This is a genomic window from Flaviaestuariibacter flavus (assembly GCF_004337505.1).
GTDB classification, from domain to species: domain Bacteria; phylum Bacteroidota; class Bacteroidia; order Chitinophagales; family Chitinophagaceae; genus Flavisolibacter; species Flavisolibacter flavus.
Genome location: NZ_SJZI01000008.1, coordinates 441,408 through 465,948 on the forward strand (window position 1 = coordinate 441,408; position 24,541 = coordinate 465,948).

Here is a 24,541-nt window from a genome sequence, read left to right on the forward strand (position 1 = left end):
AAATGAATAATAAACTAACTCTGGCCGCCCTCGCCGCACTGCTGACGCTGGGCGCCTGCGACAAGAAAAAAGAGACAACCACCGAAACGACCACAACCGCACCGGAAGTGTTCGGCGAAAACGACGCCCTGCTGCTGGGCAATCCCACCAGCGCCCGTCGTTCGGCGGAATTTTCGGAAAACTACCTCATCTCCGAGCCTACGTACCATGTGGCCTACAGCGCCTCGCGCGGCATCCCCGTGTGGGTGGGCTGGCACCTCCAGCTCCCCGAAGACACGGCAGGCAACGGCGTGCAGCGTCAGAACGACTTCCGGGAAAACCCGAAGCTCCCTGCCAGCTACTACAATATCCGCCCCAGCGATTACGTGGGTAACACCTTCAACCGCGGGCACAATATCCCCTCCGGCGACCGCCTGTCTTCGGTGGCGGCCAACTCCAGCACCTTCCTCATGACCAACATGATCCCGCAGGCGCCCAATTTCAACCAGGGCCCCTGGGGTAACCTGGAAGATTATATCCGCACCTCGCTCGGTTCCACCAAAGAGGCCTATATCTATATGGGCAACTATGGCACCGGCGGTGTGGGCAACAACAACGTAGTCACCAATACGCTCGGCTCGGGCGTGCTGACGGTTCCGAAGAACGTGTACAAGATCGCGGTGATCCTGCCCAAGGGCGGCGATGACCTCAACCGTATCGATACCTCGGCGCAGGTGCTGGCGGTAGATATGCCCAACGACAACCGCCTGTATGTAAGCGCTCCGGCCACGGCCTGGCAGAGCTACCTGGTGCCGATCGACTCCATCGAAGCCCGCCTGTCGCGCGCCGGCAAACCGGCCAGCTTCCTGAGCGCCGTACGCGAAAACGTGCGTACGTACCTGAAAAAGAAGCAGTTCCGTTAATTAAGGACAAGAAGCGTTTTTCGCCGCAAAGAAAAGAAGGTGAATCAGCGTTTCGCTTAAGGAATACATTTGAAAAGGTCCCGCCGATGGCGGGACCTTTTTATTTATCGCTGATCTCTGGCATCAAACCAACCTCAGAACCCCAGAACCTCAGAACCCAGAACCTCCTTAGCGTATCAACGTCTTATCTTATTCTCTTTGCGGTGAAAAACTCTTCTTCTTTTTCAAAACCTTTCCCCCGGGGTTCCCAAAGCTTTCTAAACCTTCTGTCCCTCCTGCCGAAAGCTGCCCCAAAAGCCTTACCTTTGCGCTCCCGAAAGGGAAAACAATCTTTTTTAACCACAAATCACAAGTAATGAACAATTACGAATTGATGGTGATTTTTACCCCTGTTCTGAGCGACGATGAGTTCAAAGCCGCTCAGCGCAAGTTCACTGCACTGGTGACCGACAACGGAGGCACCATCGTAGGCGAGAACCCCTGGGGCCTGAAATCACTGGCGTACCCCATCCAGAAGAAGACCACCGGTCTGTACTGGGTTATGGAATACAGTGCGTCATCCGACTTCAATGAGAAGCTGAAGATCCAGCTTCTGCGTGATGAGAGCGTGCTCCGTCACCTTTTAACGAAACTCGACAAATACGCCGTTGAGTACAACAACAAAAAGCGTAGTGGCGTACCTACCGGAACCGAAAAAGTACAGGAGGCTTAATCATGGCACGCGCAAACGAAATTAAATACCTGACCGCCATTAAGCAGGAGAAGCGCCCGAAGAAATTCTGCCGTTTCAAGAAGTATGGCATCCGCTACATCGATTATAAAGATGTGGAGTTCCTCAAGAAGTTCCTGAACGACCAGGGTAAGATGCTGCCCCGCCGCATTACCGGCAACAGCCTCAAGTACCAGCGCCTCGTGAGCGAAGCCATCAAGAAGGCCCGCCAGATGAGCCTGCTGCCCTACGTAACCGACCTCCTGAAGTAACCCCCTCCCCTGCCCTTCCCCAAAAGGAAGGGAGAACATTAACCTCCCTAATCCCGGGATAAAACCGGGAGACAGTAGTAATACTGGGACAAAACAACAACAATGGACATCATTCTCATTCAAGACGTAGACAACCTGGGTGGCAAGAACGAGCTGGTAAAGGTGAAGAACGGCTATGCCCGTAACTTCCTCCTTCCCCGCGGCCTCGCCGTGGAAGCTACCCCTTCTAACCGCAAGCAGCTGGCCGAGCGCCAGAAGGTTGCTGCCAAGAAGGAAGCCGCCATGCTCGCCCAGATCCAGGAAGTAATTGCCAAACTGCAGGAAGGCCCCGTTACGGTGGGCGCCAAGACCGGCACCTCGGGCAAAATCTTCGGTTCGGTTACTTCGCTGCAGATCAGCCGCGCTATCCGCGACCAGAAAGGCTACGACATCGACCGCAAGAAGATCACCATCTCGGACGACGTGAAAGAACTCGGTAGCTACAAAGCGGCTATTGATTTCGGTAACGGACACCACTCTGAGGTGACCTTCGAAGTGGTTGCTGAATAAGTACCACACTCTTTTTTGAAAAAGTCCACACGGTTTCGTGTGGACTTTTTCATTTATGCCCCATTTGCGAAACACATTGTAGTTTTTTTTGTGGCGAAGCGGGGCCGTAGCGCGCTTTTGTTAAAAATCGGCACGGGATTGGAAAATTATCTCCCAGATGCGGCACACAGCGCATCACGAGAAACACCCAACAGACTCTCATCCAATTCTCCTCTGACGAGACCCTGCCAGGCAGTAACCTGAAACCGATTTTTTAACGACAAACGCTAACCTAAAATGAAACACACTTTTACCCTCAAAGGGCTCTTTATTGCCCTGTCCGTCCTGACCACCGTATTCGCCTCTGCTCAAAACGCCACCTACGTAGCTCCCAGCACCAATTGTGACGTGATCCAGGACTTCGACACCGAGTCCGGCGACTACCGCTCTCCCAGCATCTTTACGGAATCCGATTACACCGAGTTCAACTGGGATTCTACCCGCGGCATGTGGGTAGAGCACAGCGGCCTCGCCTCCCGCAGCGCCTCGATCATCTCCTGTGTTTATGTAAACCAGCAGCCGAGCGGCGGTATTGACCTGGGCTGGCGCTTCAAGGCCTGCGCCGGCGGCCAGTACCGGGTACGCATCATCAACGTAGCCTGTAGCTGCGTAGCCGGTTACGACATCGTAGCCACCACGGCAAACGGCCCTGTCTGGACCAACTTCCCCTCCGACTCCGGCCGCATCTGTATCCGTCTCAACGACGGCGACCTGTACCAGGGCCAGAAGTTCCGCATCGAGATTTCCTACCGCGGCACCGTGCCCTGCGACTGGGAATTCGATGACATCTCCCTCGGCGGCGACCAGGGCGCTATCATCCTGCCGGTGACCTTTATGGGTATCACCGCCCGCAAGGAAGGCACTGCTTCCACCCGCGTTCAGTGGGATGTAGCCCAGGAAGTGGATGTACGCAGCTACGAGATCGAGCGCAGCACCGACGGCTCCAACTTCACCCGCGTCGGCTCGGTAGGCGCCAACGGCAAGCCGGCTTACCAGTACGTTGACAACAACGCTCCCGAAGGCACCGTATACTACCGCGTAAAGAACGTCGACATCGACGGCCGCTACAAGTACAGCAGCGTGGTGAAACTCAGTGGCCGCACCTCCTCCACGATCGTCCTGAAGGCCTTCCCGGTACCGGCCCGCGACGTACTAACGGTACAGCATGAGCGCATCCAGGCCGGTGGCTCGGTAAGCCTCACCACGGCCGACGGCAGAACGGTTCGCCAGGTGACCAACAACAGCGGCATCCAGACCCAGCTCAATCTCAATGGTCTCACGCCCGGTCTCTATATTCTCCGTGTGGATGACGGCAATGGCAACGTCGAAAGCATGAAAGTGATGAAGCAGTAAGAACTTGACGCGCGCTATTGACAACACTCGCACGTAACGAAGCCCCCGGAGTATCCGGGGGCTTTTACGTTTCGGGGGGTAATTGGTTAATGGGTCCATTAATGAATCGGGAAGGTTGAAAGGCCGCATTTTCTGAAAATCCCAAGGCTTCAGAACCTCAGAACCACAGACCCCCCCGAACCTTGGAACACGGTTTTAAGGAAAGTCCAAATAATTGGAATTTTATCCGGAAAACCTTATTTTTACTACGTTCACATGTTCTTTCAGTCACACATCGCGGTTTGGCCTGCTTGTTCGGATCCATGTTAACTGACAGTACATTTTCATTTTTTCAAAATTTTCGATCATGAACATTTACGTAGGCAACCTCAGCTGGAACCTGAAAGACCAGGACCTGAGCGACCTCTTCACCCCGTACGGTGAAGTTTCTTCCGCCAAGATCATCCAGGACAAAATGACGAACCGCAGCAAAGGCTTTGGTTTCGTGGAAATGCCCAACGATGCCGAAGCACAGGCGGCCATTGCGCAGCTCAACGGCTCCGAAGTTGACGGCCGTAACCTGGTGGTCAACGAATCGCGTCCCAAAGAAGGCGGCTCCGGCGGCAACGGCGGTGGCGGCGGCGGCTTCAAGAAGCGCTCCTTCGGCGGCGGTGGCGGCTACGGCGGTGGCGGTGGCAACCGAGGTGGCGGCGGCTATGGCGGCGGTGGCAACCGCGGCGGTGGCGGCTACGGCGGTGGCGGTGGTTTCCGTGACAGCTACTAAATGGTCATAACCCAGATATTGAAAGTCCTGCCCCTGCGGCGGGACTTTTTCGTGGACCTCACCCCCGGCCCCTCTCCGGAGCGGAGAGGGGTGCCTCCCGGGAATATTTCTTACAGTATCAAACAGTATTCTGTTTGGAGCTAATACTAAAAGAGCGGATGCCTTCGGCATCCGCTCTTAGTTTTTGAAGTTCAGTCACCAGAAAGTATCAAACAATAATGAATGTTCAACAGGGGCACCCCTCTCCCCCAGGGAGAGGGGCCGGGGGTGAGGTCAGGGTGGGATTTTTGCAGCACCTTCCCGCATGTTCCCTATCGGTGACGACAACTCCGGCCGCATCCGCACGCCTTACGTGAATTACGCGCTGCTGCTGTTTAATATCTTCGTGTTCGTTTACTGGCAACGCCTCGGAACCGATATCCCGGTTACTTTTGGCTACTCCACGGTGCCGGCCGAGATCCTCACGGGCCGCGACCTCGTATCGGAGTCGCGCATCATCATAGACCCCATCAGCGGCGCCCGCCAGCACCTCCCCGGCCTGCAGCCCGGCCCCTACCCCATCTACCTTACCCTGCTCACCTCCATGTTTCTGCATGGCGGCATCGCCCACATCTTTGGCAATATGCTCTACCTGGCGGTATTTGGCGATAACCTCGAAAACGTGATGGGCCACGCCCGCTACCTGGCTTTTTACCTTTTGTGCGGACTCGCGGCCAGCTCCACCCACGTGGCGGCCACCGCCTTTATCGGCCAGAACCCCTTTATCCCCAGCCTCGGGGCTTCCGGCGCCATCTCGGGTGTGCTTGGCGGCTACCTGCTGCTCTTCCCGCGCAACCGCGTCCGGATATGGTTCATCCTCGGCTTCTGGCCCTTCCCGGCATTTATCTGCGTGGGACTCTGGTTCGTGTTCCAGGTAATCAACGGCTTGGGGGCACTCGGCTCCGACGAAGGCAGCGGCATCGCCTATGCCGCCCATATCGGCGGCTTCATCGCCGGCCTCCTGCTGGTGCGGCTCTTTACCCATACCGATACTTACGAACAGGTGCTCGACCGGATCGAATACTTCAAACGAAGAAGACGAACTTTTTAGGCAGGCAGCGCACCTCGAAGCGGGCCGCTTTCAGGTACTCCCCGTCGAGGTGGGCCGGCAGCTCCTGCGCGCATTCTATTACGATATCGGCAGCCTGGCGGTACCACACAAAGGGAAGCTCCAGGTGCTCGCCCCGCTCAATCACCGGCAGGTAGCGCATCCGCTGCAGCGGGGCAATGGCGCCCACGAAGTTGATGTCGAGCAGGCCGTCGTCGGGCACCGTCTTTGGCGCCACCAGGAAATCACCGCCATAGCGCGTTCCGTTGGCCACCGACAGCAGCAGGGCGTTCTTCCGGTATTCGGTGCCATCGGCAAGCACACCTACGGAGCTTTCCTGGTAGGTAAGGATGTGCTTGAGCACCGACAACAGGTAGGATGCCTTCCCTGCCAGCTTCTTTTTGCCCAGGAGGTCGCGCACGATGGCGCCGTCGAAGCCGATACCCAGCCCGTTGAGAAAAAGGCGGCCGTTGCAGGAGCCGGCGTCGATGGCGCGGGTATTCCCCTGCAGGAGGCGCTCCACCAGCTGCGGCAGGGCCAGCTCGCCGTTGTACAGCATCCAGTGAAAATCGTTGCCGGAGCCACCCGGGATGGCCGCCAGCGGCACGCGCACATCGGGAAACTGGTTGATGAAATAATTGAGGGTACCGTCGCCGCCCACGATCCACACCTGGGTAAAGCGCGACAGGCTGGCGGGCCAGCCATCGGTGAAGGCCATAAACGGGATACCGCGGCGCTTCAGGTGCAGGCCCACCTCGTCGGTCATCCGCAGGGCACGGGCATTATCGGAAGAAGGATTACAAAACAGCGCGATGAGCGGCTCCATACACGGGGAAATAAAGGTAGTGCGGTGGCTAAGATAGGACTTCGGGGCCAGCGAACTAAGCCTTGCGGCGCTTGCTGCCCGCACCGTCGCCGGAGTTGAGGCAGCAATTCCGCAACCCGCGCCCGCGGCGGCTGATAGCGGCCGCGCTTCTGTTAACAAGGATGGAAAAAAAGCCGCTTCCATACCGTTTTCCCGCCGTTCATGCGCCCCGGCCGCACCGATGCCATTTCCGGCGAGTGCTTTGTTTTATTAAGTGTGAAGCAAAGAACCCGTGAGTCTATGAATCGTTTCCTCCTCTTCCTCGCCCTGCTGGCAAGTGCCGGCACGGTATCCGCCCAGGGCACTATCAGCATGGTGAGCACCTACCAGTGCGTTGTGCCTGCTACCGCCGCCACCGAATCCGACGAGCTCGACAGCGTCGTGCTGCAATACGCTACCGAAGGCCGCGACACGCTCAGCACCACCGTACTCCGCTACGAGCGTGCTTCCGGCAAATTGCTGGAGAAGCAGGTGGCACTCAGCGATATCTTCCTCAAACGCATTGGCTATACCGGCGGGCAGCGCCCGTATTTCTACCAATACCGCTATGACAACGAAGGCCGCATCATCTACCACAGCGATGCGATTACGGGGCGCTACCAGATTATGGATTATAACGGGGAAAACGCGATCGTCAAAACCTTCGATGCCAAAAGCCGCCGCCTCCTGAACCAGGATGTGATGCGGGAAGGCGCGCTTGTAGCGAAAAGGTTTTAAAGGTTGGTAGCAAACACGTACCAATTAACCAATAGACCCATTACCTAATTCACTCTCCGCACGCTGCCGGAGCCATGCACCGATTGGTTGACACTGGCGGTGCCCTTGTAGGCCACGTCGCCGGAGCCGGCGATGTCGACGTTGAGTTGCTTGCTGGCAAAAACCTCGGCGTCGCCCGAGCCGTGAATTTCCACTTTCGTATCCTCGCTCATCAGGCCGAAGGCCGAAATATTGCCGCTGCCGTTGATCTCGCCCTCGAAGGTGCGGGTGGCGCCGCTAAGCCGGGCATCACCGCTGCCGGTTACTTCGGCACGAACACGGGGCATGTCTACGTCGAGCGTTACAGAACCGCTGCCGGTGAGCCCGAGCTTGAGATTTTCGCCGCGGAGGCGCCCGCTGCCGGTAACGTCGCCCGAGCCCGTCACCTCCACCGAGCGGAAGCCGGGGCCGGTCACATATACCTTGAATTCATTTTCCGTACTGATGTTGATATGGCGGCGGAGATGCACCCGGAGGGTGCTGCCACTCTGGTCGAGCTCCACGTATTGGAGCAGGTTCTGGTCGCCCTCGATGCGCACCGAAGGGGTGCCCTGGGCCAGCACTACATCGATGTCACCGGATACTTCGAGGCGGTTGAAATCCCGGACGGTCCGCTGCTCGGAGCCGTGGATGCCGTTGCCCCGCACGCGGCGGCCCATGAATTTGCAGGAAGAAAAAAGCAGGACGGAAAGTCCTAGTACCAGGAAGGAGCGCATAGCAGGATAGTTTTGGTGATAAGATGCCGCAAACGGGCCGGCGGTTACCGGCCGGAAAAGTAAAATAAAGGTTTGAACTGCCAAAGCGCCCCGGCCTCCCGCTTAGGCAGGATAAGGCTAACAATAGCGTTTTTCCAATTTACTCGACACTTCGTCCTCCGGATTACACGGCCATTTTTTCGGTTTACATAGCCATTCCCGCATCTTACACACCATTGACGCAGCTAACAGGACAAATTTTCCGGTTTACCGCACTGTTTTCGCAATCGACACCGGCATTGTTGTTTTTTACACAGGTGCTGATTCGGCTCGTGCCGGGAATCCCAAATCCGACATCCGACATCGGACATCGAAAGATTCCCTTTGTCTTACCTTCGGGGCGCTATGACCGAAAAGATCATCATCCTCGACTTCGGCTCGCAATACACCCAACTCATCGCCCGCGCGGTACGCGAAGCCAATGTTTACTGTGAAATCATCCCCTTCAACAAGCCTGTCCCGGCCGACCCTTCCATCAAGGGCATCATCCTGTCGGGATCGCCCTTTTCGGTTAACGACGAAGGCGCGCCCATCGTAGACGTGCGCGGCATGGCCGCGGAGCGCCCCGTGCTGGGCGTTTGCTACGGCGCCCAGCTCACCGCCAAGGTCTTCGGCGGGTCGGTGGAGAAAAGCTCGAAGCGCGAATACGGCCGCGCCATCCTCCACAAGATGCAGGACGACGCCCTGCTCGGCGGCCTCAGTACCTCCTCGCAGGTGTGGATGAGCCACGGCGACTCGATCAAGCGCCTCCCCGAAGGCTTCACCGTGCTGGCAACTACGGATTCTATCCCCGTGGCCGCCTTCAAGGCCTCCGGAACGGAGCAGGCACTCTACGGCCTCCAGTTTCACCCCGAGGTATACCACTCTATCGAAGGCAAAAAGATTCTCAAGAACTTCCTCGTTGATATCTGCGGCTGCAGCCAGGACTGGACGCCCGCGCATTTCGTGACCGATACCGTGGCCGAGCTGAAGCGCAGCATCGGCGACCGCCAGGTGGTAATGGCCCTTTCGGGTGGCGTGGACTCCACCGTGGCGGCCACGCTCATCCACCGCGCCATCGGCACCAATCTCCACGGCATTTTCGTGGACAACGGTGTGCTGCGCAAAGACGAGTTCCAGCAGGTGCTTGATACCTATAACCGCATCGGAGTAAACGTTACCGGTATCGATGCCCGCCAGCGCTTTTACGATGCGCTCGCCGGCAAAAGCGACCCGGAGCAGAAGCGCAAGATCATCGGTGGCTTGTTTATCGATATTTTCCAGGAAGAAGCCGCCCGCATTGAAAACGTGTCGATGCTCGGCCAGGGCACCATCTACCCCGACGTGATCGAGAGCGTGTCGGTACACGGTCCGTCGGTGACCATCAAGAGCCACCACAACGTGGGCGGTCTGCCCGAAAAGATGCACCTCGGGCTTGTGGAACCGCTGCGCTACCTCTTCAAAGACGAGGTGCGGAAAGTAGGCCGCGAGCTGGGCATCCCCGACGATCTTATCAGCCGCCATCCCTTCCCGGGTCCCGGCCTCGCCATCCGCATCCTCGGCGAGATCACGGCCGAGAAGGTCGCCCTGCTGCAGGCCGCCGACGACATCTATGTTAAAGCCCTGAAGCGCCACAACCTCTACGCAACCGTGTGGCAGGCCGGCGCCATCTTACTGCCGGTGAAAAGCGTGGGCGTGATGGGCGACGAACGCACCTACGAGTTTACGGTGGCCCTCCGCGCCGTAACTTCCGTAGACGGGATGACGGCCGACTGGGCGCACCTGCCTTACGACTTCCTGGCCGATGTTTCCAACGAGATCATCAACTCCGTACGGGGCATCAACCGCGTGGTGTATGATATCTCTTCGAAGCCGCCGGCGACGATTGAGTGGGAGTAAGTTGTCTATTGGTCTGTTGGTAAAAAGCAATTACGCTACTTGCTCCGTTCAGGATAGAAATAGCGAAGAACCAATTAACCAATAGACCAATTAACTAATAAACCTATAAACACCCTTACCACTATGACATCATTAAAGCGATACGGGTTCCTGCTCCTGCTGGCGTTCTTTGCCCTGGGTGCCGCCGCGCAACAGCGACAGAAGATCGTACTCTTTTCGCCGCTGTACCTTGATTCGGCTTTTGATGCGGGCAACAACTACCGCTTCAACACCAGCTTTCCCAAGTATCTCAACCCGGGCCTCGAGTTCTACCTCGGTGCCCAGGCCGCCCTCGACTCGCTGAACCGCGCCGGCGCGCCGCTGGAGGTGCACGTGGTGGACCTGCGATCCTCGAAAACGCCGCTGGCCCGCGTCTTCCGCGATCCCGCGCTCGCCAATGCCGGGCTTTTCATCGCGCCCTCCAACCCGGCCGAAACGCGGCAACTGGCAGAAGAGGCCCTGCGCCGTAAGATCCCCTTCGTATCGGCCACCCTCCCCAACGATGCGGGCGTTACCGACAATCCCTATTACGTGGTGCTCAACTCTACGCTCCGCACCCATTGCGAAGCCCTGTACCGCCACTACCAGAAGGTCGCCCCCAACGATCACGTGGTACTCTTCACCCGCCCCGGCACACAGGAAGCACAGGTAAAGGAATATTTTCTCGACGCCGCCAAATCGGCTACCGGTAAAGCCCTCAGCCTGCAGGTGGTTGACCTCGGCGCTGAATTCGATGACGGGAAAGTAGTGGCTGCCCTCGACAGCACGCGCCGCAACATCTGCATCGCCGGCTCCCTCGATGAAGACTTCGCCTCCGAACTCGCCGCAGGCCTTACCAGCGCCGGCTCCGACTACAAGATCCAACTGGCGGGCATGCCCACCTGGGACGGGCTTCCCTTCCGCCACACCGAGTTCAAAGGCCTCGACATCCTGTACACAACACCGTTCTGGTACGCAAAGCCGACGGCCCTGCAAACGGCCATCGCCAAAGATTTCAGCGCAAAACAAAATGGCCGCGCCACCGACCTCTACTACCGTGGCTACGAAACGATGCTGCGCTTTGCCCTGCTCCTGCTCGATTCCAGGGGCGACATGGCCTCCAACCTGCCGCGCAAGGGCAACAATGTATTCACCACGTTCGACATCCAGCCCGTCTTCCTCAACCGCAGCAAGCCCGAGCTCGATTACTTTGAAAACAAGCACCTGTATTTTATCCGGGTGGTGAATGGCGTGAAGAGCGCGCTGCCGTGAGAAGGAACGCTGATTCCGCGGGCGGAATACGCAGATTGGTTATGATTTTTATGTTTGGCTTACGCCGGTAACGATATCCGCGTTCATCATAACAGATCATAAAAAATCCGCGTTCTTTCGCCCCCAACCTTCCGGCTGCCCTGCTGTTGCATTGATGGCATTATTCTTTTAGCTCATCCCGCAACAACAGCACCCATGCCCCTGATCGAATTCACCGAGAAAGGCCTGTATTGCCGCCCGGGCGGCTTCTACATCGATCCGTGGCGGCCCGTGGACCGCGCGCTCATCACCCATGCGCACAGCGACCATGCCCGCTGGGGCAGCAGGTATTACCTCGCCCACCACGACTCGATTCCCATCATGCAGGCCCGCCTCGGCCCCAACCATTACCAAGGTGTGGGCTACGGCGAAACGACCTTCATCAACGGCGTCAAGGTGTCCTATCATCCCGCCGGCCACATCATCGGCTCGGCCCAGATCCGCGTGGAATACGAAGGCGAGATCTGGGTGGTGAGCGGCGACTACAAGCTGGAGAACGACGGCATCAGCGGCGCCTTCGAGCCGGTGAAATGCCATCATTTCGTGACCGAGTCCACCTTCGGACTTCCTATTTACAACTGGAAGCCGCAGGCCGAGATCTACCGCGGCATGCAGGACTGGGTCCGCAAAAACCAGAGCAATGGAAAGTCATCCATCTTCATTGCGTATAGTCTCGGCAAGGCGCAGCGCCTGCTGCAGCCACTAAGCGAGTTAAGCGAACGCATTCTCGTTCACGGCGCTGTGTACAATATGCACATGGCGCTCGTCAACGCGGGGCACAAGCTACCGCCCGTGGAGCGCGTGACGCCCGAAACGCCGAAGGAGCACCTGAAGGGCGCCGTGGTGATTGCGCCGTCGAGCGCCGAGGGTACGAGCTGGATCCGCCGCTTCAGTCCCCATGCCGTGGGTATCTGCAGCGGCTGGATGATGGTGCGCGGCAACACCCGCCGCAAGAATGCCGACGCGGGCTTCGCCCTCTCCGACCACGCCGACTGGAACGGGCTGCTGCAGGCCTGCAAGGCCACGGAGGCCGAATGCGTGTACGTGACTCACGGTTTCCAGGCCGCCTTCAGCCGCTACCTCAACGAGCAGGGCATCCAGGCCCGCGAGGTGATCACCGAGTACGGCAATGACGAAGACGCCGGGCCCACACCGAGCGAGGAAGAAAAAATCAGCGAGGATTTATGAGCGAAGAAGCAATTCATACCGAAGAAGCATTGCCCGCGCCCGGCACCGGCCTCGAAGGCTTCCGCGCCTTCGCCGACCTCGTGCTCCGCATCGGCAGCAGCACCAAAACGACCGAGAAGCTCAACGCACTCGTCCAGTATTTCTACGGGGCACCCGACAAAGACAAGGTTTGGATGATCGCGATCTTCAGTGGCCGCCGGCCCAAGCGTGTTGTGAACACAACCCAACTGGCTACCTGGGCCGTGGAAATGATCAACCTGCCCTTCTGGCTTTTTGAAGAGTCTTATCATACCGTGGGTGACCTTGCCGAGACCATCGCGCTGCTGCTCCCGGAGAGCGACCGCCAGCCGGAGCATCCCGAGCCGCTGCACTATTATATCGAACAACTCAAAGGCCTCGATAAGCAAAGCGAGGAAGCCCGAAAATATTTTATCCTCGAGAGCTGGCAGGAGATGTCCTTTGCCGAGCGCTTTGTATTCAACAAACTGATCACGGGCGGCTTCCGCATCGGTGTATCGCAAAAGCTGATGGTGAACGCGCTGGCGAAAACAGTGAAGACCGACCCCGCCGTCATCGCGCACCGCATCTCCGGCAACTGGGATCCCGCCACGATCTCCTTTGATGAACTACTGAGCGAGGAAGCGGGCACGGCCGACGCTTCCAAACCCTATCCTTTTTACCTCGCCTATGCTATCGAGGAGCCCGAGCTCGAAAAGCTCGGCGACCCGCGGGAGTGGCAGGCTGAATGGAAATGGGACGGCATCCGCGGGCAACTGATCAAGCGCCGGGGCGAGCTCTTCGTGTGGAGCCGCGGTGAGGAGCTGATGACGGAAAAATTCCCGGAATACGCGAGCCTGCTGCCCCTGCTGCCCGAAGGCGTGGTGCTCGACGGCGAGATCATTCCGAGCCAGGATGGCAAGCCCTTGCCCTTCGCCCTGCTGCAAACCCGCATCGGCCGCAAGAACGTCACAAAGAAACAACTGCAGGAAGCACCGATCTCTTTCTTTGCCTACGACCTGCTGGAGTGGGAAGGCGAAGACTGGCGCACGCGGCCCTTGTCGGAGCGCCGGGCCAGGCTCGAGGAGGTCGTGCGCGGCATTAATCACCCGATCCTGCTGCTGTCGGAGATCGTGGCGTACAGCTCCTGGCAGGAGCTGGCAGAATTGCGCCGGGGCTCGCGCGAGATGGGCGCCGAAGGCTTTATGCTGAAGCGCAGGTCATCCACCTACCAGGTAGGCCGCAAGCGCGGCGACTGGTGGAAATGGAAGATCGACCCGCTCACCATCGACGCGGTGATGATCTACGCGCAGAAAGGCGCGGGCCGCCGCTCGAACCTTTATACCGACTACACCTTCGCCGTACGCGACGGCGACAAGCTGGTACCGTTTACCAAAGCTTACTCCGGGCTTACCGACAAGGAATTTGCGCAGGTGGATGCCTTTGTCAAAAAGAATTCGCTCGAGAAGTTCGGCCCCGTGCGCACGGTAAAGCCCGAACTGGTGTTCGAGATCGCCTTCGAGGGCATCGCCGCCTCCAACCGCCACAAGAGCGGTGTGGCGCTTCGCTTCCCACGTATCAGTCGCTGGCGCCACGACAAAAAAGCCGATGAGATCAACACGCTCGAAGAGCTGAAGCAGCTGCTGGAAGTGTATGGGAAGTAAGAACGCTCAACGCTGCTGTCATCCTGATGCGCAGCATCAGGATCTAAAACCCGCCATTTGAAAGACGGCTTCTGTTCAAATCCTAACAAAACCTAAGCATCTTATCAAATCAGCGTTCCCCGTCCCGCAGTACCTTTAAGGCAAGGCATCATCCCATGAAAAAGACGGCATTTTTCCTGCTCACCTGCATCGGCGTCATCGCTTCTGCCTATATCGGCATTGGCGAAAAGCCCGTACCGATTCCGCCCAGCAAGCAACGCGGTGGCGGGAACGCGCAGGACGGCTACCGCTATCTCGTCAACGGCGATTATGTGCGCGGCGGTCTCCCGCTCAACATCTTCCGCATGGGCTATATCAGCTTCGACTCGTCGCTGCTGCCGCGTACGGGACTCAATGCGAATATCCCGTACGACTTTACGGCGCAACGTGCCGCCAACGGTGAAGTGATCGTGGCGCCCAACTGCCTGCAATGCCATGCTTCGGTGTTCGACGGCAAGCTGGTGATGGGCCTGGGTAATGCCGGTGTCGATTTTACGAAAGGCCGCGGCATCAACGCGCGCAGCCTCACGGCGCTTGAAAACCTGCTGAAGAAAAAGTTCCCGAAGCAATACGAAGCTTCGGCCGCCTTCCTGCAGGTAACGAAAACGATCGCGCCCGACCTGGTAGCTGATGTACGGGGCGTCAACCTCGCCGACCACCTCGCCGCGCTGCTGGTGGCGCACCGCGACCCGGCTACCTTCCGCTGGAGCGACAGCGCCCTGCTGCCGAAGAACCACGCCGTGGTGCCCACCGACACACCACCCTGGTGGCTGCTGAAAAAGAAGAACGCCATGTTCTACAACGGCTTCGGTCGCGGCGACTTCGGGCGCTTCCTGATGGCCTCCAACCTGCTCACCACCGGCGATACCAGCGAGTCGCGGCTTGTTGACGAACACATGCCCGACCTGCTGGCTTACATCTATTCGCTCAAGGCACCCGTATACTCCGGCAGCATCGACCGCCCGCTGGCTACGAAAGGGAAAGCCGTCTTTGAAGCGAATTGCTCCGGCTGTCACGGCACCTATGGCAAGAATGGAAAATATCCCAACCTGCTGATTCCATCGGAAGTGATCGGCACCGACTCTTTGCTCTATGCAAGCAATTACTCCACGCCGCAGTTCGTAGACTGGTTCAACAGAAGCTGGTTCCGGCAGGGCGATCACCCGGCGCAGCTCGTGCCCTTCTCGGGCTATATCGCGCCGCCCCTCGACGGTGTGTGGATCACGGCGCCTTACCTGCACAACGGCTCGGTGCCGACCATCGAGGCAGTGCTTGACAGCCGGCAGCGCCCGCGCTACTGGACACGCAACTTCAAAAAGAACGACTACGACTACAAGCGTGTGGGCTGGATATACCAGGAAGGGCCGCAGGCAAAGGCGGGCTGGTATAACACCGACCTGCCCGGCTACCGAAATACGGGGCACACCTTCGGCGATGCCCTCAGCGACGCGGAACGGAAAGCAGTCATCGAATACCTGAAAACACTTTGATGCCGCAACGCCTGACCGAAACACCGGGATACAAGCTCGTAGCAGGATGGCTGGCGGCAAAGAACTTCAGGCCGTTTGCCTACCAGGAGGAAGCCTGGCAGCACATCATCGACGGAAAGAGCGGCCTTGTAAACGCGCCTACCGGCACGGGCAAGACCTTTTCGGTCTTCCTGGGAGCGGTCATCCGCTTTATCAACGAGCATCCCGACAGCTACACGAGCAAGAGCAGCAATGGCCTCCAGCTACTCTGGCTGACGCCGCTGCGTGCCCTGGCCAAGGACATTGCGCGGGCAATGGAGGAAGTGCTTACCGAGCTCGGAATCCCCTGGAAAGTGGGCATCCGCAACGGCGATACGTCGCCGGGCGATCGCGCCAAACAAAAGCGGCATATGCCCGAAGTGCTCCTCATCACCCCGGAGAGCCTGCACCTGCTGCTTGCCCAAAAGCATTATCGCGAAGTCTTCAAACACCTGCGCCTCTTCGCCGTGGACGAATGGCACGAGCTGATCGGCTCCAAACGCGGGGTGCAGGTAGAGCTCGCCATCAGCCGGATCGTGGGACTTCGGCGCGCCCAGCCGTACAGACAGCCAGCTGGCGAGCGCAAAAATCAGACATCAGACAACCGCCATCAGACATCTTTTTCGGTTTGGGGGATCAGCGCAACCATCGGCAACCTCAACGAAGCGATGGATGTGTTGCTGGCTCCTGTGGTCCATGCATTGGGCATCAGACCCGTAATTGTACGGACCGACATCCGCAAGCAGATCGAGATCGACTCCATCCTCCCCGACGAGATCGAAAAATATCCCTGGGCCGGGCACCTGGGCATCCGCCTCGCGCACAAAGTGCTCCCCATACTTGAAGAAAGCCGCACCACGCTCATCTTCATCAATACCCGCGGCATGAGCGAGCAGTGGTACCACACCCTGCTGACGATCGCGCCGGAGCTTTCGGGCGCCATCGCCTTGCACCACGGTTCCATCGATATGGAGCTGCGCACCTGGGTGGAAGAGGCGCTGCACGAAGGCAAGCTGAAAGCCGTGGTATGCACGGCTTCGCTCGATCTCGGCGTCGACTTCCGTCCCGTGGAAACCGTCATCCAGGTAGGCTCGCCCAAGGGCGTGGCGCGCTTCCTGCAGCGCGCCGGCCGCAGCGGCCACCAGCCCGACGCGGTGAGCCGCATCTACTTCCTGCCCACGCATTCGCTGGAGCTGATGGAAGCGGCGGCGCTCAAGGAAGCCGTTAAGCGCCAGCAGATCGAAAGCCGCGAGCCCTTTGTGCTGTGCTACGATGTGCTCACGCAATACCTCTGCACGCTGGCCGTTTCCGACGGCTTCCGTCCCGAAGAGGTGCTGCCCGAGATCCGCAGTACCTGGTGCTACCGCGAGCTTACCGACGACGACTTCGACGCCATCCTGCACTTCATCACCGCCGGCGGCGAGGCGCTGCGCGAGTATGACGAATACCGGAAGGTGGAAGTGGAAGACGGCGTTTACAAGATCAACAGCCGCCGCGTGGCCATGCGCCACCGGATGCACATCGGCACCATCGTTAGCGATGCGATGCTCAAGGTGAAATTCCTTGGCGGCGGCTATATCGGGATGATCGAGGAATACTTCATCTCGCGTCTCGACCCGGGCGACGCCTTTACGCTTGCCGGCCGGCAGCTGGAGCTGGTGATGATTAAAGACATGACCGTGATCGTACGCAAGTCGAACAAGAAGAAAGCCATCGTACCAAGCTGGAACGGCGGCCGCCTGCCGCTGTCGGCAAGCCTCGGCGCGGTGCTGCGTGAGCAGTTTGACATTGCCGGGAATTCAAAAGTAAAAAGTCAAAAGTTAAAAAATGTCCCTTCCGAAATAGGTGCGTTGGCGCCCTTGCTGAATCTCCAGAAAGACCTCTCCCACATTCCCGCCGCCGACGAGCTGCTGATCGAGCAGATTGAGACCGACGATGGTTTCCACCTCTTCGTTTACCCGTTTGAAGGTAGACTGGTACACGAAGCCGCCGCGGCACTCCTCGCCTACCGCATCTCGAAACTGCTGCCGATTACCTTTTCCATCGCGATGAACGACTACGGCTTCGAGCTGCTCAGCGACCAGCCGGTGCCGGTAGACGACAGCAATGTGTACGCACTCTTTTCGCCCGACAACCTGCTGGCCGATATTCAGCACAGCGTGAATGCCACGGAGATGGCGCGGCGCAAGTTTCGTGACATCGGTGTTATCGGGGGGCTCATCTTCCAGGGGATGCCGGGCGAAAAGAAAAAGGCGCGGCACCTGCAATCCTCGGCGGGCCTCCTCTTCAACGTGTTCAACGAGTACGAGCCGGGCAACGTGCTGCTCCGCCAGGCCTACCAGGAAGTGTTCGACCAGCAGATGGAAGAGCGGCGCCTGCGTGCCATGCTGGAGCGCATCCAGCGCTCGCGCGTGGTGCTCACCTTCCCCCGGCGCCTGACGCCGCTCTGCTTCCCCATCAAAGTCGACAGCATGCGGGAGAACCTGACTTCCGAAAAGCTCGAAGACCGCATCAAAAAAATGCAGCAGCAATTGGAGCGCTAAACCATCAGCCGCGTCGTCATGCCCGACCCTGCCCGATCTTTGCGGCCGATGCAGGCGCCCTTACTTTTCCCTTTTCGCAACCAACGGCTCTGGCTTTCCGGCCAGCGCGCGCTTTTCTGGGAGGAGCAACGCATCCTGCTCCTCTCCGACCTGCACCTCGGCAAGAGCGGCCACTTCCGTAAGGAAGGCATTGCCGTTCCGGGCGCCGTGATGAAGCAGGACATGCACCGCCTGCTGGCGCTGCTCCAGTTCTTCAGGCCGGAGCAGCTGGTGGTGGTCGGTGATTTCTTTCACAGCCGCGCCAATATCGAGCTGGAGCTGTTCCGCCGCTGGCGCGCCGACATTGCCGGCCAGCGGATCGTGCTGGTGCGCGGCAACCACGATATCCTCCCGGCCGACTGGTACCGCGAAAATGAAATTGAAGTGGTGGAAGAGCCGCTGCGTATCGGCGACTTCTGCCTCGCCCACGACCCGGCCGATGCCCCGCCCGGCGTTTATACGTTCTGCGGCCACCTGCACCCCGGCTATGTGCTGAACGGGATTGCGCGACAGTCACTGCGGCTTCCTTGTTTTTACTTTGGCAAGGACTACTGCATCCTGCCTGCCTTCGGCGGATTTACCGGGCTTGCCACAATCCGCCCCCAGAAAAGCGAGACGGTCTTCATTATCGCAGAAGGCAGCGTGATGAAGGTGAGCTGAGACTACTTTTCGCAGAAAGGCTATGTTATCCGGAAAGGAAAGTTTACTTTGGTAATACCAAAACCTGCCGCGACCAGTGTCGCGGATGCCACAAGCGGGAAAACACCACTAAACCATCCCGCCATGCTTAATAATATTGCCTTAGACGTCTTTATCGGCCTTGCCTTCGTGTTCCTGCTGTACAGCCTGCTGGCTACCATCCTGATGGAAGTCATTGCCTCGTTTTTCAACCTGCGCGGCGCCTTGCTGGTCAAGGCGATCCGGGTGATGCTCGAAGACCGCAGTCCCGCCAGCCTCAAAAGCCGCACCGTCATCGGCCGCCTCGTCGAGCGCTCCGGGGCACGGCTCCGCGAGATCTACCTGCATATCGCCTGCATCCTGCCGCAAGACACGCTGGCCAAAGCCTTTTACAAGCATCCCAGTGTGAAATACCTGTCATCGTCGGTGGCGCGCTCGAAGCCTTCGTATATCGAGCCGCAGAACTTCGCCACCACGCTGGTGCGTATTCTGCGCGGCCGCGACTTCGATGGCACGCTCTCCCCGATGCAGGCCATTCACCGTACCCTCTACCCGCTTGATACAGGCCCAACAGGCCGGTCGGCAACCGCCACGGTGCAGGTAGGCGTGCACGACACGCTCACCGCTACCATCCAGACCGATACACTCGACCAACTGCGCCAGCTGTATATCGACGCGGCCGGTGACGTTGACCGCTTCAGGGCCCTGCTCGAGCAGTGGTTCGACGAAACGATGGCCCGCGCCAACGGCTGGTACAAGCGGCACACGCGCAACATCCTGTTCGTGGTGGGCTTTACCATCGCGATCATCGGCAACGTGGATACGATCAAGATCTTCCGCGTACTGTCGAAAGACAAAACAGCGCGCGAACAGATGGTGCAGATGGCCATCCAGGCGCAGCCGGCGCTGGCTCCTGCTGTGCAGCACCTGAAAGACTCGGGCCGCATCGCCACCAATGCCGGGTCAACGCCGGCGGACCTCGCGGCGGACTCCATGTTGCGCCAGACCTATACGATGCTGCAGGACGACGCAGCCGCCGCCGGCAACGTGCTGGGCATGGGCTGGCACGACAGCAGGGAGTGGAAGCAATATGCCGCCCTGCGCGACTCGCTTGCCGCCACGAAAGCATCGTTGAAAAAACAGCCCGATGAGGCGGCCCTAACCGCGCGGGTTGCCGTGCTGCAATCAGCGATCACACAACTGGAACCCAAAGTGCACGATAAATTCGACTGGAGTACTTCTTTGCTTGGGTGGATCATCACCGGCCTCGCCCTGACGCTGGGCGCGCCCTTCTGGTTTGACCTGCTCAATAAGCTGATCAGCATCCGCTCGGCCGGGGCCAAACCAAAGCCCGCCGCAAAAGACGACGATGACAACGCGCCTGCGGCCACACCGACGGCCGTCAACGTCACCACTGTAAGTACCGGGCCCGTACCTGCCGCCGCCACCGCCGTTGGCGCACAGCAACCCGAGTTCGTTACCGATGAAGCCTTTAACCAAAAAATCGCGCAAGGATGATCCAGCAGTTTCCCAGCCCCAATTTCACCGCGGGCCGCAAGCAATACCGCCCCGAAGCCATCGTCATCCACATCCACCAGGGTGCGCTGGCAGACGCCGATGCAGCCTACCGCAATCCGGCCACGGGCAAGTCGGCACACTACGGTGTGGGCGCCGACGGCGCCGTGCATCAGTACGTATCGGAGATGGACGTGGCCTGGCATGCCGGCCGGGTAAAGGACCCATCCTGGGCACTGATCAAGGCCGCCGGCCCGGGGCTTTACATCAACCCGAATTTCTACACCATCGCCATCGATCACGAAGGGCAGGTAGACAGCGAGTGGAGTGAGGAGATGCATGCCGCGAGCGCCGCGCTCATCAAAGACATCTGCACCCGCTGGAATATCCCTATCGACCGGCAGCACGTGATTGGTCATAACGAGATCTTCGCGCAGAACTCCTGCCCGGGCCTCAAGGTGGACCTCAACAAGCTGGTGGCGCTTGCCGGCGGACGCCCCGCGGTGCCCGCACCGCCACCCGCGGCCAACCCGCAGAAGGTGGAAGCCAGCGGCCGCGCCCTCACCCGCACCCGGCTCAACCTGCGCCCGCAACCCAGCACCAAGGCAACGATCGTCCGCACCATCGATGAGAACGTGCAGCTGGCTTTTGATGGCTACACCATCGAAGGCGAAGCCGTCCGGAACAGCAGCAAATGGTACCACAGCCAGGAAGGATGGTTCTGGGCCGGGGCCGTAGATATACAACCCGACGCGCCGGCCTTTGAAAAAACCGTCAGTGATGCCACGGCGCCCACCCTCGAGCAGGTACGCAACACCACGGGGGCAAAAGCGACGGTGGCAGCGAAGTTCCTGCCCTTTATCCAGGAGACCTGCCGCAAATACAACATCGACACACCCGCGCGCCAGCTTTGCTTCCTGGCACAGGTAGGCCACGAGAGCGGCGGGCTTTTCTATACGGAAGAACTCGCAACCGGGAAAGCCTACGATGGCCGGAAAGACCTCGGTAACACCGAGCCCGGCGACGGCCCGCGCTACAAGGGCCGCGGCCTGATCCAGATCACCGGCCGCACCAACTACGGCGCGCTGGGCAAGGCATTCGGGGTAGACCTTATTACGAACCCCGAAAAACTGGGCGGCAAAAACTCGGGGCTCTGCACCGAGGAACAACTGCGCTATGCCGCGCTCAGCGCGGGCTGGTTCTGGAATTCGCGCTCGCTCAACACCCTCGCCGATGGCATCGACATCCGCAAACCCATCGACGAGGATACCAATATGCGGCAATTCAAGCTGATCACGCGGCGTATCAACGGTGGCTACAACGGCCTGCAGGACCGCGTGCACAAATACCAGAACGGGGTGACTTATTTTACACAGACCGGCTAACGGCGCCGGCGGAGCTGGTTATAATCGAGGAAATAAATGATGCGCAGCGAAAGCTCGTTGGCGTGCGCGAGGTCGAAGGTGCGTACCAGGTTGCGGCCGTAGGACTGATTCATGATCGCGTCGATCGCGGTGGTGCCGTGGATCGCATTTTTCCATCCAAGAATGATGCGGCTGCCGGGACGGAAGTCCCAGGTATAAAAAGCATCGAGATTGAATACGTTGTAGTTGTAGTCACGCCCCGGGATAAAGGCCATCGGCTCGTGCCCGCCCTTTTCATCGATCTGGAAGAATTCTTCATATTCAACGCGGCTCCAGTAATGACGGGCCCGCAGGGTAAGGTTCATCCGCGGGGTGAAATTATAGATCCCCGAAAGCACGCTGGCGAGGTCCTTGAAGTCGCGGTAGCCGATATAGGAACGACCGTTGCTGCTGCCGGCATAGCCGATCTGCAGCTCGTCGTGCTGGCGGGCCAGGTCGAGGCTGAGCATGAAACGGTTGCTGAAGCGGTAGCGTGCCCCCAGGTTGGTACTGTAATACGGGCTAGCAGCCAGTGTGCTGTGCTCATAGCCGAAGCCGAAGCTGACATAAAGCTTTTTACGGCTGTCGCTGCTGCCGGAAACATTGCCGTAATAAAAGGCCGGGCGCTGCAGCTGCGATCCCCATTTGCGCAGCTCGAAGAAATCGTACTGCACCTGCGGCACCGCACCGAGGGTGAGCGAGATATCCCAGAAATTCTTGAAGATGACGTAGCCGCTTGCCACTGCTTCAAAGGACGAAAACCGGTGCGGCTTGTAAAGGCTCGTGTGGTAGAGTGTAAGGCCGTAGCTGTAATTGATGAACGTGCGCGTTGCCTGGTATTGATTGTAAGAAATACCCGCCGTGTACGTGATCTCGTTGGGCGCCTGCAGGTAGCCGAGGTCGTTGGGATCGTATTTATCGGATTCGATATTGACCTGCCCGGAGTAACGCACCTGTCCGCTTACCTTGGCAAGCCGGAGGCGGGCCGCATAGCCGCTGTAGGGCCGCAGGAAGCGACGCCCGTCGCGCGTTACGGTATCGGTATTGTAGAAATACAGGGACGAGTATGGTGTGTAGCCGAAAACATTGCTGCCGCGAAGGGTTCCGCTGAGCGCATACTTGTTGCTTTTGTCGTAGAGGCCCCAGTCGAAGGCCGTGGTGTTGGCGTCGCGCGCCGACCCGTTGCGGATCACACTGGCGTTGGTGAGCGTTATGAAAGAACGTCCGTTGAAAGCCTGGTCGAGCACAAAGAGGTTGTAGTTGGCCATGGGTTCGGTTTCCACCGCCGAATCCTTGCCGCTTTGCAGGTTGCGGAGCCGTGCTTCCATGGGTGCGGTAACGGCGTTGAACACACCGATGCCCAGCTTCTTGTCGGTTCGGCCCGAAAGCTTGATCGCATTGTACAAGCGCGTCAGGCTCGGGTTTTTCTCCACGGCATATTGCCCCCTTTCCCCAAGCGTTTCCACACTATCGTAATAGGAAGGCCGCGCGCCCACCCGCCGCGAATAAAATATCCCCGCCTTATTAAAGAGCTCGGTGCCTTCGGTAAAGAAAGGCCGGTTCTCCTGGAAGCGGATCTCGTAAGGCGTCAGGTTGTTCACCAGGTTATCGGACACCACCTGGCCGAAGTCGGGGATCAGCGTTGCATCGAGGGTGAAGCTGCGGTTGATACCCCACTTGACATCCATGCCGCCGCTGCGCAGGAGTTCCGTACGTTGGCGGCTGCCTTCCGGGTTGAAACGGACACCGCCGGAGAGGTAAGGCGAAAAGCTAAGACGCAGCGGCGCGCGGATGCCGGCGAGCCCCTCCAGTAATCCAAACTGGTTCACAAAACCGTTGACGGCCGGGTCGACGGGATTCCAGAATGCGTTTTCATTATCGCGACGCGTGGAGCGGAGCAACTGGAGGCCCCAGGTCTGCACCTCGCGCGGGGTAAAGCGGAGGGAGATATAGGGAATGCGGAGCTCGGCCACCCAGCCGTCCGTCTTGATGGAGGTGGCGCTTTGCCACACCGCGTCCCAGGTTTTATCGCCGTAGTCGAAGGAAGAAGAGGCGCCGCCGAGACGGGCATCCGTCTGCACATTGGCCGAGGTCACCCCGAACTGGAAGCCGTTTTGCTTGTCGTTGTAGGTATCGAGAAAGATCGAGAAGAAGTCGACATCCTGCCGCGACTCGCCGTCGCGCTGCGTCAGCTGGCGGCGGATGAGCGCCGGGTCGTCGTACAGGTAAGCACCGATATAGAGTGCGGCATCATCGTAAAGCACATATACTTTGGCGGGATGAACGGAGGGCTTGCCGGCGGCGGGGTAATTCTGCACAAAGCCGGTGGCGGCGGCGGCATCCTGCCAGGCGGCCTCATCGAGATTGCCGTCAATGCGGGGCGCAACGGTGACGCGCAGCGCTGTCAGCGTTTTTTGCTGCGCATTCAAGACGATCGAAAACAGCAACAGGTTCAGGAAAAGTAAGAGGCGCCTCCACATGCCTTTAGCAGCAGTTAAACCGTAAATATAAGTAATGCGGTGCACCCAACTCGGCCGTAGCGGCACGAATCGGCCGGCGCAGCCGTACCTTTTGTGGAAATTACGCGAAAAGAACCGTGTTTTTACGAACCCGTCCCCGGCTCCTCCCAGACCTCACCCCCCGGCCACTCTCCGGGAGGAGCGGGGTGCCTCTTTTGAACATTCTTTATTGATTCGATCCTTACGCTGAT

Annotated in this window: 20 protein-coding genes; 17 read left to right on the top strand and 3 right to left on the bottom strand. The window is 58.9% G+C overall.

Annotation, left to right across the window (positions count from 1 at the left end; genetic code table 11):
* Positions 1–2: 2 nt before the first annotated feature.
* The 7 genes from EPD60_RS06085 to EPD60_RS06115 all read left to right on the top strand — a co-directional run bounded on the left by EPD60_RS06085 (position 3) and on the right by EPD60_RS06115 (position 5,677).
* Positions 3–902 (top strand): DNA/RNA non-specific endonuclease, encoded by a 900-nt coding sequence (locus EPD60_RS06085; RefSeq protein ID WP_165871429.1) that lies wholly within the window; start codon positions 3–5, stop codon positions 900–902.
* Positions 903–1,257: 355 nt separating this feature from the next.
* Positions 1,258–1,614 carry a 30S ribosomal protein S6 gene (rpsF, locus tag EPD60_RS06090; RefSeq protein WP_131447881.1) on the top strand — a complete coding sequence of 119 codons (357 nt, stop codon included), beginning with the start codon at positions 1,258–1,260 and terminating at the stop codon, positions 1,612–1,614.
* Between the two features lie 2 nt (positions 1,615–1,616).
* Positions 1,617–1,883 (top strand): 30S ribosomal protein S18, encoded by a 267-nt coding sequence (gene rpsR / locus EPD60_RS06095; protein WP_131447883.1) that lies wholly within the window; start codon positions 1,617–1,619, stop codon positions 1,881–1,883.
* 102 nt (positions 1,884–1,985) lie between these two features.
* Entirely contained in the window at positions 1,986–2,432 is a 447-nt protein-coding gene (gene rplI / locus EPD60_RS06100; RefSeq protein ID WP_131447885.1) for a 50S ribosomal protein L9, read from the top strand.
* Positions 2,433–2,708: 276 nt separating this feature from the next.
* A complete protein-coding gene (locus EPD60_RS06105; RefSeq protein ID WP_131447887.1) occupies positions 2,709–3,824 on the top strand; it encodes a T9SS type A sorting domain-containing protein in 1,116 nt (371 codons plus the stop codon).
* Positions 3,825–4,170: 346 nt separating this feature from the next.
* A complete protein-coding gene (locus EPD60_RS06110) occupies positions 4,171–4,587 on the top strand; it encodes an RNA recognition motif domain-containing protein (RefSeq protein ID WP_131447889.1) in 417 nt (138 codons plus the stop codon).
* Between the two features lie 304 nt (positions 4,588–4,891).
* On the top strand, positions 4,892–5,677 hold the full coding sequence (locus EPD60_RS06115; RefSeq protein ID WP_131447891.1) for a rhomboid family intramembrane serine protease: 786 nt from the start codon (positions 4,892–4,894) through the stop codon (positions 5,675–5,677).
* On the opposite strand, the gene EPD60_RS06120 is transcribed toward EPD60_RS06115, so the two are convergent.
* Positions 5,652–6,500, bottom strand: a complete 849-nt coding sequence (locus tag EPD60_RS06120; protein ID WP_165871430.1) for a diacylglycerol/lipid kinase family protein — start codon at positions 6,498–6,500, stop codon at positions 5,652–5,654. The genes EPD60_RS06115 and EPD60_RS06120 overlap by 26 nt on opposite strands.
* 279 nt (positions 6,501–6,779) lie before the next feature.
* Here EPD60_RS06120 and EPD60_RS06125 point away from each other — a divergent pair, with 279 nt between their 5' ends.
* On the top strand, positions 6,780–7,256 hold the full coding sequence (locus EPD60_RS06125; RefSeq protein WP_131447895.1) for a hypothetical protein: 477 nt from the start codon (positions 6,780–6,782) through the stop codon (positions 7,254–7,256).
* Between the two features lie 44 nt (positions 7,257–7,300).
* On the opposite strand, the gene EPD60_RS06130 is transcribed toward EPD60_RS06125, so the two are convergent.
* Positions 7,301–8,011: a head GIN domain-containing protein gene (locus EPD60_RS06130; protein WP_131447897.1), complete on the bottom strand. Its 711-nt coding sequence runs from the start codon at positions 8,009–8,011 to the stop codon at positions 7,301–7,303.
* A 384-nt stretch (positions 8,012–8,395) separates the two neighbouring features.
* Here EPD60_RS06130 and guaA point away from each other — a divergent pair, with 384 nt between their 5' ends.
* The 9 genes from guaA (at position 8,396) to EPD60_RS06175 (ending at position 21,813) form a co-directional block, all read left to right on the top strand.
* Complete coding sequence (gene guaA, locus EPD60_RS06135; protein WP_131447899.1) at positions 8,396–9,928, top strand: glutamine-hydrolyzing GMP synthase; 1,533 nt, start codon at positions 8,396–8,398, stop codon at positions 9,926–9,928.
* Between the two features lie 123 nt (positions 9,929–10,051).
* Complete coding sequence (locus EPD60_RS06140) at positions 10,052–11,218, top strand: ABC transporter substrate-binding protein (RefSeq protein WP_131447901.1); 1,167 nt, start codon at positions 10,052–10,054, stop codon at positions 11,216–11,218.
* A gap of 195 nt (positions 11,219–11,413) precedes the next feature.
* A complete protein-coding gene (locus EPD60_RS06145) occupies positions 11,414–12,445 on the top strand; it encodes a ligase-associated DNA damage response exonuclease (protein WP_131447903.1) in 1,032 nt (343 codons plus the stop codon).
* Positions 12,442–14,106, top strand: coding sequence for an ATP-dependent DNA ligase (locus tag EPD60_RS06150; RefSeq protein ID WP_131447905.1), 1,665 nt, complete (start codon positions 12,442–12,444; stop codon positions 14,104–14,106). The genes EPD60_RS06145 and EPD60_RS06150 overlap by 4 nt, the downstream gene beginning before the upstream one ends.
* Positions 14,107–14,261: 155 nt before the next feature.
* Entirely contained in the window at positions 14,262–15,635 is a 1,374-nt protein-coding gene (locus EPD60_RS06155) for a c-type cytochrome (RefSeq protein WP_131447907.1), read from the top strand.
* Positions 15,635–18,196: a ligase-associated DNA damage response DEXH box helicase gene (locus tag EPD60_RS06160; protein ID WP_131447909.1), complete on the top strand. Its 2,562-nt coding sequence runs from the start codon at positions 15,635–15,637 to the stop codon at positions 18,194–18,196. The genes EPD60_RS06155 and EPD60_RS06160 overlap by 1 nt, the downstream gene beginning before the upstream one ends.
* An 18-nt stretch (positions 18,197–18,214) precedes the next feature.
* A complete protein-coding gene (gene pdeM / locus EPD60_RS06165; protein WP_243647773.1) occupies positions 18,215–18,895 on the top strand; it encodes a ligase-associated DNA damage response endonuclease PdeM in 681 nt (226 codons plus the stop codon).
* Between the two features lie 123 nt (positions 18,896–19,018).
* A complete protein-coding gene (locus tag EPD60_RS06170) occupies positions 19,019–20,431 on the top strand; it encodes a hypothetical protein (RefSeq protein WP_131447911.1) in 1,413 nt (470 codons plus the stop codon).
* Complete coding sequence (locus EPD60_RS06175) at positions 20,428–21,813, top strand: N-acetylmuramoyl-L-alanine amidase (RefSeq protein WP_131447913.1); 1,386 nt, start codon at positions 20,428–20,430, stop codon at positions 21,811–21,813. The genes EPD60_RS06170 and EPD60_RS06175 overlap by 4 nt, the downstream gene beginning before the upstream one ends.
* On the opposite strand, the gene EPD60_RS06180 is transcribed toward EPD60_RS06175, so the two are convergent.
* Positions 21,810–24,311 (bottom strand): DUF5916 domain-containing protein, encoded by a 2,502-nt coding sequence (locus EPD60_RS06180; RefSeq protein WP_131447915.1) that lies wholly within the window; start codon positions 24,309–24,311, stop codon positions 21,810–21,812. The genes EPD60_RS06175 and EPD60_RS06180 overlap by 4 nt on opposite strands.
* Between the last annotated feature and the right edge of the window lie 230 nt (positions 24,312–24,541).

Excerpts from the sequence above, each read along its gene's own strand:
- EPD60_RS06130 (WP_131447897.1), bottom strand. The coding sequence starts at position 8,011 with ATGCGCTCCTTCCTGGTACTAGGACTTTCCGTCCTGCTTTTTTCTTCC.
- guaA (WP_131447899.1), top strand. The coding sequence starts at position 8,396 with ATGACCGAAAAGATCATCATCCTCGACTTCGGCTCGCAATACACCCAA.
- rplI (WP_131447885.1), top strand. The coding sequence starts at position 1,986 with ATGGACATCATTCTCATTCAAGACGTAGACAACCTGGGTGGCAAGAAC.
- EPD60_RS06170 (WP_131447911.1), top strand. The coding sequence starts at position 19,019 with ATGCTTAATAATATTGCCTTAGACGTCTTTATCGGCCTTGCCTTCGTG.
- EPD60_RS06150 (WP_131447905.1), top strand. The coding sequence starts at position 12,442 with ATGAGCGAAGAAGCAATTCATACCGAAGAAGCATTGCCCGCGCCCGGC.
- EPD60_RS06145 (WP_131447903.1), top strand. The coding sequence starts at position 11,414 with ATGCCCCTGATCGAATTCACCGAGAAAGGCCTGTATTGCCGCCCGGGC.
- EPD60_RS06115 (WP_131447891.1), top strand. The coding sequence starts at position 4,892 with ATGTTCCCTATCGGTGACGACAACTCCGGCCGCATCCGCACGCCTTAC.
- EPD60_RS06120 (WP_165871430.1), bottom strand. The coding sequence starts at position 6,500 with ATGGAGCCGCTCATCGCGCTGTTTTGTAATCCTTCTTCCGATAATGCC.
- EPD60_RS06110 (WP_131447889.1), top strand. The coding sequence starts at position 4,171 with ATGAACATTTACGTAGGCAACCTCAGCTGGAACCTGAAAGACCAGGAC.
- EPD60_RS06180 (WP_131447915.1), bottom strand. The coding sequence starts at position 24,311 with ATGTGGAGGCGCCTCTTACTTTTCCTGAACCTGTTGCTGTTTTCGATC.
- rpsR (WP_131447883.1), top strand. The coding sequence starts at position 1,617 with ATGGCACGCGCAAACGAAATTAAATACCTGACCGCCATTAAGCAGGAG.
- EPD60_RS06160 (WP_131447909.1), top strand. The coding sequence starts at position 15,635 with ATGCCGCAACGCCTGACCGAAACACCGGGATACAAGCTCGTAGCAGGA.
- EPD60_RS06125 (WP_131447895.1), top strand. The coding sequence starts at position 6,780 with ATGAATCGTTTCCTCCTCTTCCTCGCCCTGCTGGCAAGTGCCGGCACG.
- EPD60_RS06085 (WP_165871429.1), top strand. The coding sequence starts at position 3 with ATGAATAATAAACTAACTCTGGCCGCCCTCGCCGCACTGCTGACGCTG.
- EPD60_RS06140 (WP_131447901.1), top strand. The coding sequence starts at position 10,052 with ATGACATCATTAAAGCGATACGGGTTCCTGCTCCTGCTGGCGTTCTTT.
- pdeM (WP_243647773.1), top strand. The coding sequence starts at position 18,215 with ATGCCCGACCCTGCCCGATCTTTGCGGCCGATGCAGGCGCCCTTACTT.
- EPD60_RS06155 (WP_131447907.1), top strand. The coding sequence starts at position 14,262 with ATGAAAAAGACGGCATTTTTCCTGCTCACCTGCATCGGCGTCATCGCT.
- EPD60_RS06175 (WP_131447913.1), top strand. The coding sequence starts at position 20,428 with ATGATCCAGCAGTTTCCCAGCCCCAATTTCACCGCGGGCCGCAAGCAA.
- EPD60_RS06105 (WP_131447887.1), top strand. The coding sequence starts at position 2,709 with ATGAAACACACTTTTACCCTCAAAGGGCTCTTTATTGCCCTGTCCGTC.
- rpsF (WP_131447881.1), top strand. The coding sequence starts at position 1,258 with ATGAACAATTACGAATTGATGGTGATTTTTACCCCTGTTCTGAGCGAC.